Below are 16,637 nucleotides of genomic sequence, written 5' to 3' on the forward strand. Positions count from 1 at the left end.
TGCGCAGGCACTCCCTGTGCCCGTAGGTCACGCCGATCTCAATTGATCAGAACAACCCGGCCCCCTGGTCATGCATCCCCCTTGGCGGGGGATGCAGACAGAAAGAAGCGAGAGGCTTCTTTCTATGGACGCTGATCGCGCAGACGACAGACCCGTCAGACGCAACCTAGTACCAATTCGGATCTTTCTTCAGCTGCTCCATCAGCAGCTTCTGCATGCCTTCGTCCGGCTTACCGATAAACCGGTAATCGGCATGCCGCGTCGGAGACTTGTCCGCTGGCAAACCGGCAGGGACTTCCACCAACATGGCGTAGGCATCTTCCTTGTCGAGGCTGAAGGCGACGATCAGGCGCTTGTTAAGGCACGTATCCGCAGTTTCGCAGAGCGGCCCCACCAAGTACTTATCGCCATCTTCTTCCACGGCATTCATCTGCTCGGCCGTGCCCGACAGGTTCAAGACCCATTCCGGCAGGCGCTCTTCTTTCTTCACCACGCCTTGCCAGGTCTCGCGGTACTGCGGATCCGCGCTGAGCAGTTCGTTGGCCCGCGACTGACCGTCATTGGCGGCCATCGCGAAGCCGCTGCCGCCCAAGAGCACAGCGGCAGCAATCGCTTTGAGGGACAAAGTGGTCATTTTCAGCCTCGGCCGCGACGACCAAAGAAGAACGAAGCAATGAACATCACCAGGAAGACCACAAACAGAATCTTGGCGATACCCGTGGCGGTGCCCGCGATACCACCGAAGCCCAGGACTGCGGCCACAATGGCGATGATCAGAAATGTGATTGCCCAACTCAACATGGTGATTCTCCTTACGCTTCTATAAAAGGTAACAGCGGTGATGCCGTTCAGGCGCTCAACACAAGCGTCCGACGTTTTTGCCTAGAACACCCAACGCTCTTGGGTTGGCAGCTCGCCCAGGGTGGAGTCCTGATCGGCCACTCTCAATTGCTTGGCGGTCACATCGGCAGAAACGCTCCCGACGGCACGGCTCTCAATGGAACTGAAATGGGTCTGGGTCATTACCGGACGTTCGAATTGCGGGGCTTGGGGCTGACTCTGCTGCCAATGTTGCATCTGCTGGCCTGCAATCAGCGTGACCATCAGGGCCAGGCTGGCAAACAGCCCCTGTTGCATACGCAGTGGCGATACACGCAGTTGGCTGAGGTGTTGGCGAGTCATGCTGCTTTTCTCCCGCATTCTGATTATTCGTTCATGACGCTCTTGAGAGAGGTATTGCAGAGCGCATGCCAGCTTTTTTACAAAATAAAAACCATTAAAATCAACAGCTTATAAATTAAGGCTCAACTGGCGGCGCAGCATCCTGCACGATCCACCGCTACAGGCCGTGCGAAATGCACGATGGCCAGCGGTCGGGTCAAAGGATCGAATGCGCGGGTTGAGTTGCCGAAGTGGCAAGACGGAATGAAAACGCCATCAGACGGGGCTTTGTAGGAAGACTTGCAGATAGCTGCACGACGTTGCTTTTTATCGATCAGAATAAACCATGCAACTTGCCCGATTATTCCGGGACTAAACACCATCATTCATAGTTAAGGAGCGCGGGACAGATGGAATCAGCCAAGGAACTTCAAGGCCGCATTCTTTTAGTGGATGACGAGTCCGCGATCCTCCGCACCTTCCGTTATTGCCTGGAAGATGAAGGCTACACCGTCGCCACCGCCAACAGCGCCGCCCAGGCCGATGCCCTGATGCAACGCCAGGTGTTCGACCTGTGCTTCCTGGACCTGCGCCTGGGTGAAGACAATGGCCTGGATGTGTTGGCCCAGATGCGGATCCAGGCGCCGTGGATGCGTGTGGTGATCGTCACCGCCCATTCCGCCGTCGATACCGCCGTGGACGCGATCCAGGCGGGTGCCGCCGACTACCTGGTCAAGCCTTGCAGCCCCGACCAACTTCGCCTGGCCACCGCCAAACAGCTGGAAGTGCGCCAACTTTCCGCGCGCCTGGAAGCATTGGAAGGCGCCGTACGCCAGCAGAAAGACGGCCTCGACTCCCACAGCCCGTCAATGATGGTTGTGCTTGAAACCGCACGCCAGGTGGCGGGCACCGATGCCAACATCCTGATCCTCGGCGAGTCCGGCACGGGTAAAGGCGAACTGGCCCGGGCCATTCACGGCTGGAGCAAGCGCTCGAAGAAATCCTGCGTGACCATCAACTGTCCGTCGCTGACGGCAGAACTGATGGAAAGCGAGCTGTTCGGCCATAGCCGTGGTGCCTTTACCGGTGCCAGTGAGAGCACGTTGGGCCGGGTCAACCAGGCGGACGGCGGTACACTGTTTCTCGACGAGATCGGCGACTTTCCCCTCACTCTGCAACCCAAGTTGCTGCGATTTATCCAGGACAAGGAGTATGAGCGCGTGGGCGACCCGGTCACCCGTCGCGCCGATGTGCGTATCCTGGCCGCCACCAACCTGAACCTGGAAGACATGGTGCGCGACGGTCGCTTCCGTGAAGACTTGCTGTATCGCCTCAACGTCATCACCTTGCACCTGCCCCCGCTGCGCGAGCGCAGTGAAGACATCCTCACCCTGGCAGACCGCTTCCTGGCGCGCTTCGTCAAGGAATACGCCCGCCCGGCGCGGGGCTTCAGTGATCAAGCGCGCGAAGCCCTGCTCAACTATCGCTGGCCAGGCAATATCCGCGAACTCCGCAACGTGGTGGAACGCGCCAGCATCATCTGCCCACAGGAAAAGGTCGAAATCATCCACCTCGGCATGGCCGAACAACCGACCAATAACGCCCCGCGCATTGGCGCGGCGTTGAGCCTGGACGAGCTGGAGAAAGCCCATATCGGCGCCGTATTGGCCACCAGCGATACCCTGGACCAGGCCGCCCGCACCCTCGGCATCGACGCGTCGACGCTTTACCGCAAACGCAAACAGTACAACCTGTGAGCTGCACCCTATGAAGCTAGCGATGAAACTGCGCACTCGGTTGTTCCTGAGTATCTCAGCGCTGATCACCGTCGCCCTGCTGGGTCTGATCCTGGGTCTGGTCAGCGTCATGCAAATGGCCAAGACCCAGGAGTCCCTGATTCGCAGCAACTTCGTCACCCTGGACCTGGGGCTCAAGCTGCGCCAAAGCCTGGGCGACCAATTGATCATGATGCTGGAACATCGCCCCGATCCGCAGGCATTGCAAAGCTCCAAGCAGCGGTACTTCGACCTGCTGGACCAAGGCATCGCCCATGAGCAACGCGACGGCCATAACCACGGTTTCAGCCAGGCGCGAGCCCAATACCAGGACCTGCTGGACGCCTTCGAGCAATCCCAGCAGGCGTCGCCACCACCGGGCAGCAAGGAAAAACTCACCGAAACCTTCAATGTGCTGCGCAACGGGCTGATTGCCGAACATAAACAAGCCCTGGAAAACATCAGCGCCAGCGAGCATAAATCCCGCGCGCGCGCCTTGCTGATCGCCGGTTTGCTGGGGTTGGTGGGCCTTGCAGTGCTGATCATCGGATTTGTCACGGCCCATGGCATCGCCCGGCGATTTGGCGGCCCGATCGAAGCGCTGGCAAAAGCAGCCGACAAGATCGGCCAGGGCGATTTTGAAGTGACCCTACCGCTCTCTTCGGCAGCGGAAATGAACCTGTTGACCCGTCGCTTCGGCCTTATGGCCGAGGCTGTGCGCCAGCATCAGGCGACTAATGTTGACGAGTTGCTGGCCGGCCAGCAGCGCCTGCAAGCCGTGCTCGACAGCATCGACGACGGCCTGCTGATGATTGACCGCCAAGGCCGCCTGGAGCATCTCAACCCCGTTGCGCAACGCCAATTGGGCTGGGACGAGGAACGCCTGGGCCAAGGCCTTGGCGAAGCCCTGGTGCGCCCGGAGCTGGATGAACAACTGCAACTGGTGCTGCGCGGCGGCACTCTGGAGCGCGCGCCGGAGGACCTGGAAGTCGAAGTCGAAGGCGAACTGCGCCTGCTGACCTACAGCCTCACTCCCGTCAGCCATACCCAGGGACATATCCTTGGGGCGGTGATGGTGCTGCACGACGTCACCGAACAGCGCGCCTTCGAGCGGGTACGCAGCGAATTCGTCTTGCGCGCGTCCCATGAACTGCGCACGCCGGTGACCGGCATGCATATGGCGTTCGGCCTGTTCCGTGAACGCGCGAAGTTCCCGCCGGAATCCCGTGAAGCGGACCTGCTGGATACGGTCAATGAAGAAATGCAGCGCCTGATGCAGTTGATCAACGACCTGCTCAATTTCTCGCGCTACCAGAATGGCCTGCAGAAACTCACCTTGGGCCCCTGCGACGTGACCGATCTGCTCGAACACGCCCGCGCGCGCTTTGCGGAGCCCGCCAATGCGCAACACATAGAACTGCTGGTAGAAGTGCAATCCGATCTGCCACGGCTGTATGCCGACCAGGCGCAATTGGAACGGGTGCTCGACAACCTGCTGGGCAATGCCCTGCGTCATACCGCCGACGGTGGGCAAATTCGCCTGCAGGCGCGACGTCATGGCGAGCGGGTGATTATCAGCGTCGAAGACAACGGCGAAGGTATCGCTTATGGCCAGCAAGGGCGCATCTTCGAACCCTTCGTCCAGGTTGGCCGCAAGAAAGGCGGCGCCGGCCTGGGGCTGGCGCTGTGCAAGGAGATCGTGCAATTGCACGGCGGCCGCATGGGGGTGTATTCGCGGCCGGGGCAGGGCACCCAGTTCTATATGGCGCTGCCCTTGTAGGCGCCAGCTTAGCGCCGGTTCAGGGCACGCAGGATGGCAGCACTTTCGGCATCCGGCACGCCATCGAACCGGGATGGCCGGAAGCGCATCTGGAACGCCGCGATCACATGGCGCGTGGCGACATCCAACTCACCCGTCTGGGGTGTCGGGTAACCGAGGAGCGCCAATTCTTCCTGGAACCAGGTGATGCTCGGCAATTCAGCGGCGTACTGCACCTGGAAACGGGCGACGGCCTGGGCATCCGGCCACACACTCAGGCCCTCATCGGCCAGGCGCTTCCAGGGGAACAGCGGCCCCGGATCGAGCTTGCGCAGGGGTGCGATATCGCTATGGCCGATGATGTTCCTGGGATCGATGCCATTGCGCTTGCTGATGTCCTTGAGCAACAACAACAGCGACTTCACTTGGGCCTCGGAGTACGGGTACCACAGGCGGCCTGTAGGGGTGTCCTTGTAGCCAGGGTTTACGATTTCGATACCGATGGAGCTGGAGTTGAGCCAGGTGCGCCCCATCCACTCGCTTTCCCCGGCATGCCAGGCCCGCTGGCTTTCATCCACCAGCTTGTAGATAGTGGCGCCGGCGTCGTCACCGATCAGGTAATGAGCGCTGACCTGGCCGTGGGTCAACAGGGCCAGGGAACGCTCAAGATTGGTAGAGGTGTAGTGGACGACCACGAACTGCACGCGGTTGTCGTGGTTTAGCGAGGGGTGGCGGGTGTCCAGGCGCGGGCCAGTGGCGCAGCCGGCGAGCAGGAGAAATACACAGGCGAAGTACAAGGATTTCATGGCGGAAGACAGTACGCTGAAGACGATAATGCAACAGTGTAACGTACCGTTTGTGGCCCGGCGGTCAAATTACACAATGGAACATCTTTTACGCCGCCTGCACCTGGTTACGCCCAGCGGCCTTGGCCCGATACAACGCTTCGTCCGCTCGCTTGAGCGCCAGCTCACTGCGCTCACCGGGCAGGAACTGCGCCACGCCCATGGACACGGTAATCGTCACCGGCTCGCCCTTGAAGTGGAATGGGCAGGCGGCAATCGCAGCACGTAGCACCTCACCCACCGCCAACGCATCCGAGAGGGATGAGTGGGGCATCAGCAACACAAACTCCTCACCGCCAAACCGCGCGATAAAGTCGCTGGTACGCAGGCGCTTGCGCAGGACGTTGGCGATGATTTTCAGCACCTTGTCACCCGCCAGATGGCCGTAGCCATCGTTGATGCGCTTGAAGTGATCCAGGTCCAGCATCGCGAGCGACAGGCTATTGCCACGCTGGTGCCAGGCATTGACCTCATGATCCAGGCGCTCGCTCCAGGCCGCGCGGTTAGGCAAGCCGGTGAGCGGATCGATCAAGGCCTTCTGGCGTTGCACCTCCAGGTGCTCACGGTAGCCTTGGGCTTCCTGCTCCATATTGGCGACCCGCTCGGCCAGGCCTTTCAAGCGCGCTGCCACTTCCTGCTCGCGCTGGTCACGCTGTTGCTGGTGCTCGTCCATGGTGCCGAGTAAACCTTCCAGATGGCTTTCGAGCACCTGCTTGAGGCTGTCCAGGTCCGCGGCTTCCTGGACACTGCTTTGCAGGCCGTCGACCTGTTCGCGAATCTGCGTGTCCAACTCCCTCGCAGCGGAGCGGCTGTCGGCATGGCCGTCGCTGGCCACTTGCAAATGGCCCTGAAAGGCTTCGAGGCGCTCGTTGAGCTGTTTGAGGTATGCCTCGAACTCGTGCTGCCCGCTGTCGGTGATCGCCAGCATCAGCACCGCCAAGTCATCGAGGATCGGCAGCAATTCGTACCAATTCAACCCGTGGGCCAAGCGCTCACGCATGGCTTCGGCCTGGGGCCGATGGCGCTCGGGCAAGGCCAACTCCTCCAACAGGCCGATCAGGGTGTCTTCGATGTGCTTGGCCACGGAGCTGTACGACGGCTCCGGTGAATCCGGCAAGGAGTAGAGGCCATCCGATTGAAGTTCGTCGGGGTCCGGCTCTTCGGCCTCAAGCACTGGAGGGAGCGAGAGGCTGCCGATCACCGTCTCCTGCGGTGCCTCGACCACAGCCTGTGGCGGTTCGATAAAGGCGGCGAGGGCGCTTTCGGTGCTGGTTTCTTCCACCTGTGGCTCAGGCTTGCCGGGCACGACAGGTGCTGGAGAAACGTCGACAGGCGCAGCCAAGGCGCCGCTTTGAGCAGGCGCCTCGTACACAAACTTTTCACTGCTGGCATCAACCGCCTTGGCCGGCGCTGCGGGTTCAGGCTGCGCGGCAACCGGTTCCTGAGGCTGGGGCGCAAAGGCCCGCAAGGCTTGCGCCAGTTCCTCGGACTGTTCGGGCGCCTGGGGCTCGGCGACGGGCTTGGCGGCAACCGGCGCCGGTGACGGGCTGGAGACGGGCTCACTGGCCGCTGCCTCGCTCGACACGTCCTTAGCACCAAACAGGCGCTGCAATAAACCCGGCCCGGGACGCACGGTTTCACCGTCCGGCTCCAGGTTATCCAGCGCCTGCCCTTGCAGGCTGCTCAACTCGCTGAGCAACAGGGGAATCTCGCGCGCCTGGCTGACACGGCCATCCAACTGCTTGGCAAAGGTTTTCAGCGGACGGGCGACTTCGCGGGGCAGCGGCAGCTTTTGCAACTGCGTGACCAGGGAGGTCAGTGCGGTGCTCATCTGGTCGATCCGGGTTTCGCGGCGCTGCTCCGAATCCAGTACCGCCTTCTCCAGGCGCGGCAGCAAGGCGGCGAGGGCGGCATCCATGTCGTCGGTACGCACGACGTCGCGCATTTCCTTCATGCACTGGTCAACCGCGCGGTCGGTGCCTTCCGCCGCCAGTGTGCTGCGCACCAGCCCACGACGCAGCAGGTCGAGGCGGGCAGCCCAACGGCGTTCGAGCTTTTCTTGTTGCTCGATGCTTAACAGGTATTTTTCTTTCCAGCGCTGGGCGTCGTCGCTCATGCAAGGGGTCCGCGAGGGCCGGGGCTCAACGCGGGCAATGCATCAGCCGTGAGCGAACCCGGCAGACGAATCTCTACCGCGACTGGCAGGTGATCGGAGATGGGCTGCGCCAGTACCTGCACACTCTCAAGTGTGAGGGTCGGGCTGAGCAGGATATGGTCAAGACAGCGTTGCGGGCGCCAGCTGGGGAACGTGGCTTCGACTTGCGGCGCCAGTAGCCCGAGGTCACGCAACGGGGAATTCAGCAGGAGGTCGTTCGCATGGGTGTTCATGTCACCCATCAACACCTGATGCTTGTAGTTGCCAATCAGGTCGCGCACGTAGGCCAACTGCAGGTTGCGCGTACGCCCCCCGAGCGCCAGGTGCATCATCACCACCACCAAGGCCTCAGGCCCTTCGCCAAAACGCACGAGAATCGCCCCGCGCCCCTTGGGGCCCGGCAATGGGTGATCTTCGATGGAGGTGGGCTTCAAACGGCTGAGCACACCATTACTGTGCTGCGCCAGGCGCCCGAGGTTGCGATTGAGCTGCTGGTACCAGTAGGGGAAGGCCCCGAGGTGCGCCAGGTGTTCGACCTGATTGATATAGCCGGAACGCATGCTGCCGCCGTCGGCCTCCTGCAGGGCGACCAGGTCGAAATCATTCAACAGGTCGCCGATCTTCTGCAGGTTACCGGCCCGGCCGTTGTGGGGCAGCAAATGCTGCCAGCCACGGGTGAGGTAGTGCCGGTACTTCTCGGTGCTGTTGCCCACCTGGATATTGAAGCTGAGCAGGCGCAGGCGGTTGTCTGCCGGCAAACCTGTGGACTCCAGGTGATGTGCGTTGACCTGCGGTTCACGCAGGCCAACCACACGTTCAGTACCCCAGCGGCGCATGAGGAGCCCCTTACTTGGCTGCGCGTTCTTTGGCGATCAACTGGTCGGCAACGTTGAGGGTCGCTTCAGGACCACCGGTAGTACCCAGGTCGAAACGATACTTGCCGTTGACAATCATGGTCGGTACGCCTTGCACGCCGTACTTCTGCGCCAGCTCCTTGGCCTGTTTGATCTGGCCCTGGATGGCGAAGGAGTTGAAGGTGGCCAGGAACTTGTCCTTGTCGACGCCTTGGGTAGCAATGAAGTCAGCCATTTCGTCCGGCTTGGTCAGGCGCTTGCCTTGTTTCTGGATGGCGTCGAATACCGCGTTGTGGACCTTGTGCTCCACACCCATGGCTTCCAGGGTCAGGAACAGTTGGCCGTGGGCATCCCATGGGCCGCCGAACATGGCGGGGATGCGCTTGAAGTTCACGTCCTTGGGCAGCTTCTCGACCCAAGGGTTGATGACCGGCTCAAAAGCGTAGCAATGCGGGCAGCCGTACCAGAACAGCTCTACCACTTCGATCTTGCCCGGTACCGAAACCGGCACTGGGTTGGCCAATTCAACGTAGGTTTTACCGGCTTCAAGCGGCACGTCGGCAGCTTGTGCGGTCATGCCGAAGAGGCTGGCAGTGACGAGAGCGGCGCTGAAGATCAGATTACGCATGCTTTACTCCTGGACAAATAAAGTCGCCTCACGCGACCTTTGTTGTGACAGGTCTACGCGGGCATGAGTTCGTTAGTGTAACGGCAGCGGCCACAAAAAAGGGCGGCCTAAGCCACCCTTTTTATGCTTGCATCGATGGATTAATCGAGCGTTAACGTTGCGTGCACCTTAGTGCAGGCCCTGGATGTAGCTGGAGACCGCCGCAATGTCTTCATCACTCAGCTTGCGAGCGATGGTGCGCATGATTGCCGCGTCGCCATCATTGGCTCGCCCGGCCTCTTCCTTACGGAAATCAGTCAGCTGCTTGGCAATGTAGGTCGCGTGCTGGCCGCTCAGGTGCGGGAAGCCGGCGGCGGCTATGCCCGCGCCATTGGGCGAGTGGCAACCGGTGCAGGCAGGCAGGCCTTTATCCAGGTCACCGCCGCGGAACAGTTTCTCACCACGGGCCACCAGTTTCGGATCAGCAGCTCCCACACTGCCTTTCTGGCTGGCAAAATAAGCCGCGAGGTCTGCCAGGTCCTGGTCACTGAGGTTGGTCAGCAGGCCGGTCATTTCCAGGACCGTGCGCTTGCCATCCTTGATGTCGTGCATCTGCTTGGTCAGGTAACGCTCACCCTGGCCGGCCAATTTGGGGAAGTTCGGCGCCGGGCTGTTACCATCCGGCCCATGGCAGGCACCACATACGGCGGCTTTCGCTTGACCGGCAGTGGCATCACCTTTAAGGGGGCCCTCTGCGGCGACGGCAACACCGGTGATGCCCAAGGTCAACAGCAGACTCACGATCAGTTTGTTCATCAGCTAATCCAACTACGGCTAAGGGTTTAAGAGTTATCTACCGGGTTTACTCACCATCAACTCAATGATGGCCTGGTAATCCTCGGTACTGCAGTCCATGCACAAACCACGCGGCGGCATTGCCTTGAAACCCTGGGTCACGTGTTGCACCAGCGTGTCCATGCCCTGCGCCAGTCTTGGCGCCCAGGCTGCCTGGTCACCCCGTTTCGGGGCGTTCGGCAGTTGGCCGGCATGGCAAGCCACGCAAACTCGGTTGTACACCGCTTCCGGATCCTGTGTAGCCTGAGCGCCATACAGCGGAACCAGGGCACCGAAAGCGAGCAACCATCGGGTCATACATCGACCTTTTCAGGGTTTGAGAGCGTTTTGCGTTCTAATGCGCAATAAAGGTCTATCGCTCCCGTGAACTTCATCCTTCGCTGGGACAAAGCACACACAAAATCTGCGGCATTATATACTGGCGCTACTGAAACGGAAACGACACCGCTTGCCGCACCCTTTTTCGGCACCGCCCACATCGGAAATCTCATGCAACTCAAGAACCCCATCCTCGGCCTGTGCCAACAGTCCACCTTCATGCTCAGCGCCGCCAAAGTTGACCAATGCCCCGATGACGAAGGCTTTGAAGTCGCCTTTGCCGGTCGCTCCAACGCCGGTAAATCCAGCGCACTGAACACCCTGACCCACGCCAGCCTCGCGCGCACCTCGAAAACCCCGGGCCGCACGCAGTTACTCAACTTCTTCAAGCTAGACGATGATCGGCGTCTGGTCGACCTGCCGGGCTACGGTTATGCAAAAGTACCTATCCCGCTGAAGCTGCACTGGCAGCGTCACCTGGAGGCTTACCTGGGTGGCCGGGAGAGTTTGAAGGGGTTGATCCTGATGATGGATATCCGTCATCCAATGACCGACTTCGACCTGCTGATGCTGGATTGGGCGGTCGCCAGCGGCATGCCGATGCATATCCTGCTGACCAAGGCCGACAAGCTCACCTACGGCGCCGCCAAGAACACCCTGCTTAAAGTGCAGTCCGAAATCCGCAAGGGTTGGGGTGACACAATCACCATCCAGCTGTTCTCGGCCCCCAAGCGCATGGGCCTGGAAGATGCCTATACCGTGCTGGCCGGCTGGATGGAATTGGCTGATAAAGGTGCGGAACTCGCCGAGTAACTTTTCTGCGGGCAAAAAAAACCCCGGACTTCGTATGGGGAGGGGAAGTTCGGGGTTCAAGTACCGGACCGCTAGGGCGGGGTCCGGATATCTGCCAACACTTAACACAACATAGGAGCATTGAAGGGCTTCACCACCCATTCAGTAACTCTGAGTAGCAGTTCACAGGTTAAGTTCCGGCAGGTTCAAAAAACTATTGGAAATAACTGCAGCGGATTTCCGATCTAAAGCACTGCGCCACCACGCTCGGTGGTGGCGATGCCGCGAAATCAGTGCGCTTCGTCCCAGTTGTCGCCTACGCCAACGTCCACCACCAACGGCACATCCAACTGCGCGGCCGCGCTCATGTGCTCGCGAATCTTCTCGCTGACCTCGGCCACCAGATCCTCCCGCACTTCGAGCACCAGTTCATCGTGTACCTGCAGGATCACCTTGGCATCCAGGCCCGACGCGGTCAGCCAGTTATCCACCAGCACCATGGCCTTCTTGATGATATCCGCCGCCGTGCCCTGCATCGGCGCGTTGATCGCCGTGCGTTCTGCGGCCGCGCGCTCCTGGGGCTTGTTGGAGTTGATATCCGGCAAATACAGCCGACGTCCGAAGAAGGTTTCCACGTAGCCTTGATCGGCAGCCTGGGCGCGGGTGCGCTCCATGTACTCGCGAACGCCTGGGTAGCGGGCGAAGTACACATCGATGTAAGCCTTTGCGGTCTTGGTATCGACACCGATGTCCTTGCCGAGCTTCTGAGCCCCCATGCCGTAGATCAGGCCAAAGTTGATCGCCTTGGCACTGCGACGCTGATTGGAGGTGACCTCAGCCAATTCGACCTTGAACACCTCGGCCGCCGTGGCGGTATGCACATCCAGGTCGTTACGGAACGCATTCATCAGCCCCTCGTCCTTGGACAGGTGCGCCATGATCCGCAGTTCGATCTGCGAATAGTCCGCCGCCAGCAGTTTGTAGCCCTTGGGCGCGACAAACGCCTGGCGGATGCGCCGCCCTTCGGCGGTGCGCACCGGGATGTTCTGCAGGTTCGGGTCGCTGGAAGACAGCCGCCCGGTCGCCGCCACCGCCTGATGGTAAGAGGTGTGAACACGCCCGGTCCGCGGGTTGATCTGCTCCGGCAAGCGGTCGGTGTAAGTGCTTTTCAGCTTGCTCATGCTGCGGTACTGCATCAGTACCTTGGGCAGCGGATAGTCATCTTCGGCCAGCTTGGCCAGCACTTCCTCTGCCGTGGATGCCTGGCCCTTGCCCGTTTTTTTCAGCACCGGCAGGCCGAGTTTCTCGTAGAGAATCGCGCCGAGCTGCTTGGGCGACCCCAGGTTGAATGCTTCGCCGGCGATCTCGAACGCCTGGCGCTCCAGTTCGACCATCTTGTTGCCCAGCTCGATGCTCTGGACACCGAGCAGCTGCGCATCCACCAGCGCGCCCTGGCGTTCGATACGCGCAAGTACCGGCACCAGGGGTATTTCGATGTCCGTCAACACACTCGCCAGGCTCGGTATGGCGGCGAGCTGTGCGTGCAGTGCCTGATGCAGGCGCAGCGTCACGTCCGCATCCTCGGCGGCATAAGGGCCAGCCTGTTCGAGCGGGATCTGGTCGAACGTGAGCTGCTTGGCGCCTTTGCCGGCGATGTCCTGGAAACTGACGGTGTCGTAGTCCAGGTACTTCTTGGCCAGGCTGTCCATATCATGGCGGGTCGCAGTGGAATTCAACACGTAGGATTCAAGCATGGTGTCGAACGCGATACCGCGCACGCTGATGCCATTCGCCGGGTCGCCGCCGATGGCACAGTTGGCCAGGATATTCATATCGAACTTGGCGTGCTGGCCGACCTTGAGCTTGCTCGGGTCTTGCAATAATGGCTTCAAGGCCAGCAACACAGTGTCGCGATCCAGCTGCTGCGGCGCACCGATGTAGGAATGGGTCAGCGGGATGTAGGCGGCTTCATGGGGCTGCACGGCGAAGGAAACCCCCACTAGTTGCGCCTGCTGAGCGTCGATCCCGGTGGTTTCGGTGTCGAAAGCGAACAACTTCGCGTCGTTGAGCTTCTTCAGCCAGGCATCGAATGTGGCTTGGTCGAGGATCGTGGTGTAGGTCGTTTCTGCGGGTGCCGCGGGCGCGGCCTCAACAATGTCCTCGGCAACAGGCGCGGCCTTGAGCTCCACTCGCTTGGCATCGCGCTGAATCTCATCGAACCAGCTCTTGAACTCCAGCAGGGTGTAAAGCTCCAGCAACTTTTCGCGATCCGGTTCAATCAGGTGCAAATCGTCCAGACCCACGTCCAGCGGCACATCGATCTTGATCGTCGCCAACTGATAGGAGAGGAATGCCATCTCCTTATGCTCTTCCAGCTTCGCCGGCAGCGTCTTGGCACCGCGGATCGGCAGGGTCGGCACAATGTCCAACTGCTCATAAAGCTCTTTGAGGCCGCCGTTCACGCCCACCAGCAAGCCGGAAGCGGTCTTCGGACCAATGCCCGGAACGCCCGGGATGTTGTCGGACGAATCGCCCATCAACGCCAGATAGTCGATGATCTGCTCCGGAGCGACGCCAAATTTCTCCTTTACGCCTTCGATGTCCATCGAGCTACCGGTCATGGTGTTGACCAGGGTAATGTGCCCGTCGACCAACTGCGCCATGTCCTTATCGCCGGTGGAGATCACCACCGGACGGTCAGCGGCCGCACTGCTGCGGGCCAGGGTACCGATCACGTCATCGGCCTCGACGCCTTCGACGCACAGCAAAGGGAAGCCCAGGGCGATCACGCTCTGGTGCAGGGGCTCGATTTGCACGCGCATGTCATCGGGCATGCTTGGGCGGTTGGCCTTGTATTCGGCGTACATGTCATCGCGAAACGTCCCACCCTTGGCGTCGAACACTACCGCGAACGGGCTGTCCGGGTACTGCTTGCGCAGGCTTTTGAGCATGTTCAACACGCCCTTGACCGCACCGGTCGGCAGGCCTTTGGAAGTGGTCAGCGGTGGCAGCGCGTGGAACGCGCGGTACAGGTAAGACGAACCGTCCACCAGGACGAGGGGGGCTTGGCTCATGAGCAGGATCAACCTTTTCGGCGGGTCAGGCGCTAGAATAGCCGGACCAATGAAAACAAAGGGACAAGGTTATCATGCGTACATTCAATCGCCTGCTGTTGACCGGCCTGATTGCACTCGCTCCGATGGCTGCCATGGCGGCAGACAGCGCGCCTTCGGGTGATCCGGAAGTGACCATTCGCACGGAAGGCGACCGGACTATCCAGGAGTACCGTCAAAACGGTTTCCTGTATGCAATCAAGGTGACCGTAAAAGGCGCGCCTCCGTATTTCCTGGTACGCGCGGATGGAACCGACGCGAACTTCATCCGCTCTGACCAGCCGGATATGCTGATCCCGTCATGGAAGATCTTCGAATGGAAATGATTTCTTAACTTCAATTGGCGCCGCCCACTGCGGCGCCCGTACTGGCAGTTTTAACCATGTCTGTGTTCACCCCCCTGGCTCGGCCCGAGCTGGAAACCTTTCTCGCCCCCTACGGGCTCGGCCGCCTGCTTGATTTCCAGGGGATTGCCGCTGGTAGCGAAAACACCAATTTCTTTATCAGCCTGGAACAGGGCGAGTACGTCCTGACCCTGGTTGAGCGCGGGCCCGTGCAGGAAATGCCGTTCTTCATCGAACTGCTCGACGTGCTCCACGATGCCAACCTGCCGGTGCCCTATGCCCTGCGTACCACCGATGGCGTTGCATTGCGCGAACTGAAAGGCAAACCAGCCCTGCTGCAACCACGCCTGGCCGGCAAGCACATCAAGGACGCCAACTCACAGCATTGCGCCCAGGTCGGCGACCTGCTCGGCCATCTGCACCTGGCGACGCAAGGCGAGAAGGTGCTGGAGCGCAGGACCGATCGCGGCCTGGACTGGATGCTCAGCGAGGGTGCGCAGCTGATTTCGCACCTGGACGATGCACAGCAAAGCCTGCTGCAAGCAGCATTGACTGAAATCGAGACCCATAAGGCCGAGATCCTCGCCCTGCCACGCGCCAACGTGCACGCCGACCTGTTCCGCGACAACGCGATGTTCGAGGGCACGCACCTGACGGGTCTGATCGACTTCTACAATGCCTGCTCGGGCCCGATGCTGTACGACGTGGCGATCACTCTGAATGACTGGTGTTCACACGCCGATGGCGTGATTGATGGCCCGCGCGCCCGAGCGCTGCTGGGTGCCTACGCAGGCCTGCGGCCGTTCACGGCCAAGGAGGCCGAGCTATGGCCGACCATGCTGCGGGTGGCGTGCGTGCGGTTCTGGCTGTCGCGCCTGATCGCCGCTGAGTCCTTTGCCGGGCAGGATGTTCTCATTCACGATCCCGCCGAGTTCGAGCATCGGCTGGCGCAACGCCAAGACGTCACTGTCCACCTGCCGTTCGCCCTTTAACGGTTCAGGCGGGCAAAAAAATGTGGGAGGGGGCTTGCTCCCGATAGCGGTAGATCAGTCAACTTATGCACTGACTGGCACTCTGCTATCGGGAGCAAGCCCCTCCCACATTTGATCTGCGTTGCGGCTTATAACGACTCCAGGCACCCTGCCAAGTCGTTCCCCAACTTCTCCAGCACCTGTTCGTAACCCTGGGCTGTGGCCGGGGTGTAGCCGCCCAGCGCATCCAATTCCGCCAGCTTCACCGGCAAACCTGCCACCAGGGTTTCCGCCAAACGTGGACGCAGCGGCGGTTCACTGAACACACAGGTCTTGCCCACTTCCTGCAAACGCGTACGCATCGCCGCCACATGCTGGGCGCCAGGCTGCACTTCGGCGGCAACGCTGAACACGCCGGTGTGCTTGAGCCCGTAGGCGTCTTCAAAGTAATCAAAGGCTTCGTGGAACACGAAGTAAGGTTTGTCACCGATGCTCGCCAGGCGTTTTTTCAGGCGCGCATCCAGTGCATCCAGGCGCTCGTCGAAAGCCTTGGCATTGCTCTGATAACGCGCGGCGTTCACGGGGTCCGCTGCACTGAGGTCAGCGGCCATACGCGCTGCGATCACCCGAGCGTTCACCGTGGACAGCCACAGGTGCGCATCCAGGCTCCCCGGGCGGTGATCATGGTCATGTTCGTCGGCATCGTCGGCGTGGGAATGGCTATCTTCGGCGAACCGACGCAATTTCATCCCCGGCAGGTCTTGAACTGCTACGGTCAGCGCGGTACGCCCCTTGAGCACGCGAGGCAGGAAGCCCTCCATGTCCGGCCCGATCCAATACAGCAGATCGACCGACTGCACGCGCCGTACGTCGGATGGGCGCAAGGCGAAGTTATGGGGCGATGCACCCGGCGGCAGCAATACCTCCGGAACCGCCACACCGTCCTGCACGGCAGCGGCAATCAACTGCAATGGCTTGATGCTCGTGAGCACCTTGACCTCGGCCTGAGCGGCGCCAGCGAGGAACAAACTGGTGACAAATACGACAAAAACGGGAAAAAGTCGGGACACGATGACCACTCAATGACG

General features: G+C 60.7%; 16 protein-coding genes. 5 read left to right on the top strand and 11 right to left on the bottom strand.

The genetic code is table 11. The features are described 5' to 3' along the window. Positions 1-166: 166 nt before the first annotated feature. From Q8X51_RS08205 to Q8X51_RS08215, 3 genes are all read right to left on the bottom strand, one after another. Positions 167-634, bottom strand: coding sequence for an inhibitor of vertebrate lysozyme family protein (locus Q8X51_RS08205; protein ID WP_065946470.1), 468 nt, complete (start codon positions 632-634; stop codon positions 167-169). Positions 635-636: 2 nt separating this feature from the next. Continuing rightward, positions 637-801: a DUF1328 domain-containing protein gene (locus Q8X51_RS08210; RefSeq protein WP_003170804.1), complete on the bottom strand. Its 165-nt coding sequence runs from the start codon at positions 799-801 to the stop codon at positions 637-639. Positions 802-882: 81 nt separating this feature from the next. After that, a complete protein-coding gene (locus tag Q8X51_RS08215; protein WP_065926887.1) occupies positions 883-1,182 on the bottom strand; it encodes a hypothetical protein in 300 nt (99 codons plus the stop codon). 389 nt (positions 1,183-1,571) lie between these two features. Here Q8X51_RS08215 and algB point away from each other — a divergent pair, with 389 nt between their 5' ends. Beyond that, a complete protein-coding gene (algB, locus tag Q8X51_RS08220; protein WP_065926864.1) occupies positions 1,572-2,918 on the top strand; it encodes a sigma-54-dependent response regulator transcription factor AlgB in 1,347 nt (448 codons plus the stop codon). 10 nt (positions 2,919-2,928) lie between these two features. Then, positions 2,929-4,716, top strand: a complete 1,788-nt coding sequence (locus tag Q8X51_RS08225; RefSeq protein WP_407693783.1) for a KinB sensor domain-containing domain — start codon at positions 2,929-2,931, stop codon at positions 4,714-4,716. A gap of 8 nt (positions 4,717-4,724) precedes the next feature. Here Q8X51_RS08225 and Q8X51_RS08230 read toward each other — a convergent pair whose 3' ends face one another. The 6 genes from Q8X51_RS08230 to Q8X51_RS08255 all read right to left on the bottom strand — a co-directional run bounded on the left by Q8X51_RS08230 (position 4,725) and on the right by Q8X51_RS08255 (position 10,308). Beyond that, positions 4,725-5,501: an N-acetylmuramoyl-L-alanine amidase gene (locus Q8X51_RS08230; RefSeq protein WP_407693782.1), complete on the bottom strand. Its 777-nt coding sequence runs from the start codon at positions 5,499-5,501 to the stop codon at positions 4,725-4,727. Between the two features lie 88 nt (positions 5,502-5,589). Beyond that, positions 5,590-7,656, bottom strand: a complete 2,067-nt coding sequence (locus tag Q8X51_RS08235; protein WP_065946469.1) for a diguanylate cyclase — start codon at positions 7,654-7,656, stop codon at positions 5,590-5,592. Next, positions 7,653-8,531 (bottom strand): endonuclease/exonuclease/phosphatase family protein, encoded by an 879-nt coding sequence (locus tag Q8X51_RS08240; RefSeq protein WP_065926860.1) that lies wholly within the window; start codon positions 8,529-8,531, stop codon positions 7,653-7,655. Before Q8X51_RS08240 ends, Q8X51_RS08235 begins: the two co-directional genes overlap by 4 nt. A 10-nt stretch (positions 8,532-8,541) precedes the next feature. Continuing rightward, positions 8,542-9,177 (bottom strand): thiol:disulfide interchange protein DsbA, encoded by a 636-nt coding sequence (gene dsbA, locus Q8X51_RS08245; RefSeq protein WP_407693781.1) that lies wholly within the window; start codon positions 9,175-9,177, stop codon positions 8,542-8,544. A 168-nt stretch (positions 9,178-9,345) separates the two neighbouring features. Continuing rightward, positions 9,346-9,972, bottom strand: a complete 627-nt coding sequence (locus tag Q8X51_RS08250) for a c-type cytochrome (RefSeq protein ID WP_065926859.1) — start codon at positions 9,970-9,972, stop codon at positions 9,346-9,348. A 33-nt stretch (positions 9,973-10,005) separates the two neighbouring features. After that, a complete protein-coding gene (locus Q8X51_RS08255; protein WP_027608029.1) occupies positions 10,006-10,308 on the bottom strand; it encodes a c-type cytochrome in 303 nt (100 codons plus the stop codon). Between the two features lie 192 nt (positions 10,309-10,500). Between Q8X51_RS08255 and yihA the strand changes: the two genes are divergently transcribed. Beyond that, positions 10,501-11,142, top strand: a complete 642-nt coding sequence (yihA, locus tag Q8X51_RS08260; RefSeq protein ID WP_027608030.1) for a ribosome biogenesis GTP-binding protein YihA/YsxC — start codon at positions 10,501-10,503, stop codon at positions 11,140-11,142. Between the two features lie 269 nt (positions 11,143-11,411). Here yihA and polA read toward each other — a convergent pair whose 3' ends face one another. Next, complete coding sequence (gene polA / locus Q8X51_RS08265; RefSeq protein ID WP_407693780.1) at positions 11,412-14,195, bottom strand: DNA polymerase I; 2,784 nt, start codon at positions 14,193-14,195, stop codon at positions 11,412-11,414. Positions 14,196-14,269: 74 nt separating this feature from the next. On the opposite strand from polA, the gene Q8X51_RS08270 reads away from it, so the two are divergent. Next, positions 14,270-14,560, top strand: a complete 291-nt coding sequence (locus Q8X51_RS08270) for a DUF2782 domain-containing protein (protein ID WP_060756492.1) — start codon at positions 14,270-14,272, stop codon at positions 14,558-14,560. Between the two features lie 56 nt (positions 14,561-14,616). Continuing rightward, on the top strand, positions 14,617-15,570 hold the full coding sequence (locus Q8X51_RS08275; RefSeq protein ID WP_330215312.1) for a homoserine kinase: 954 nt from the start codon (positions 14,617-14,619) through the stop codon (positions 15,568-15,570). 128 nt (positions 15,571-15,698) lie between these two features. Here Q8X51_RS08275 and Q8X51_RS08280 read toward each other — a convergent pair whose 3' ends face one another. Beyond that, complete coding sequence (locus tag Q8X51_RS08280; RefSeq protein ID WP_065926856.1) at positions 15,699-16,628, bottom strand: zinc ABC transporter substrate-binding protein; 930 nt, start codon at positions 16,626-16,628, stop codon at positions 15,699-15,701. Between the last annotated feature and the right edge of the window lie 9 nt (positions 16,629-16,637).

This window comes from Pseudomonas sp. Yb2C2 (assembly GCF_052112325.1).
GTDB classification, from domain to species: Bacteria; Pseudomonadota; Gammaproteobacteria; order Pseudomonadales; family Pseudomonadaceae; genus Aquipseudomonas; species Aquipseudomonas marginalis.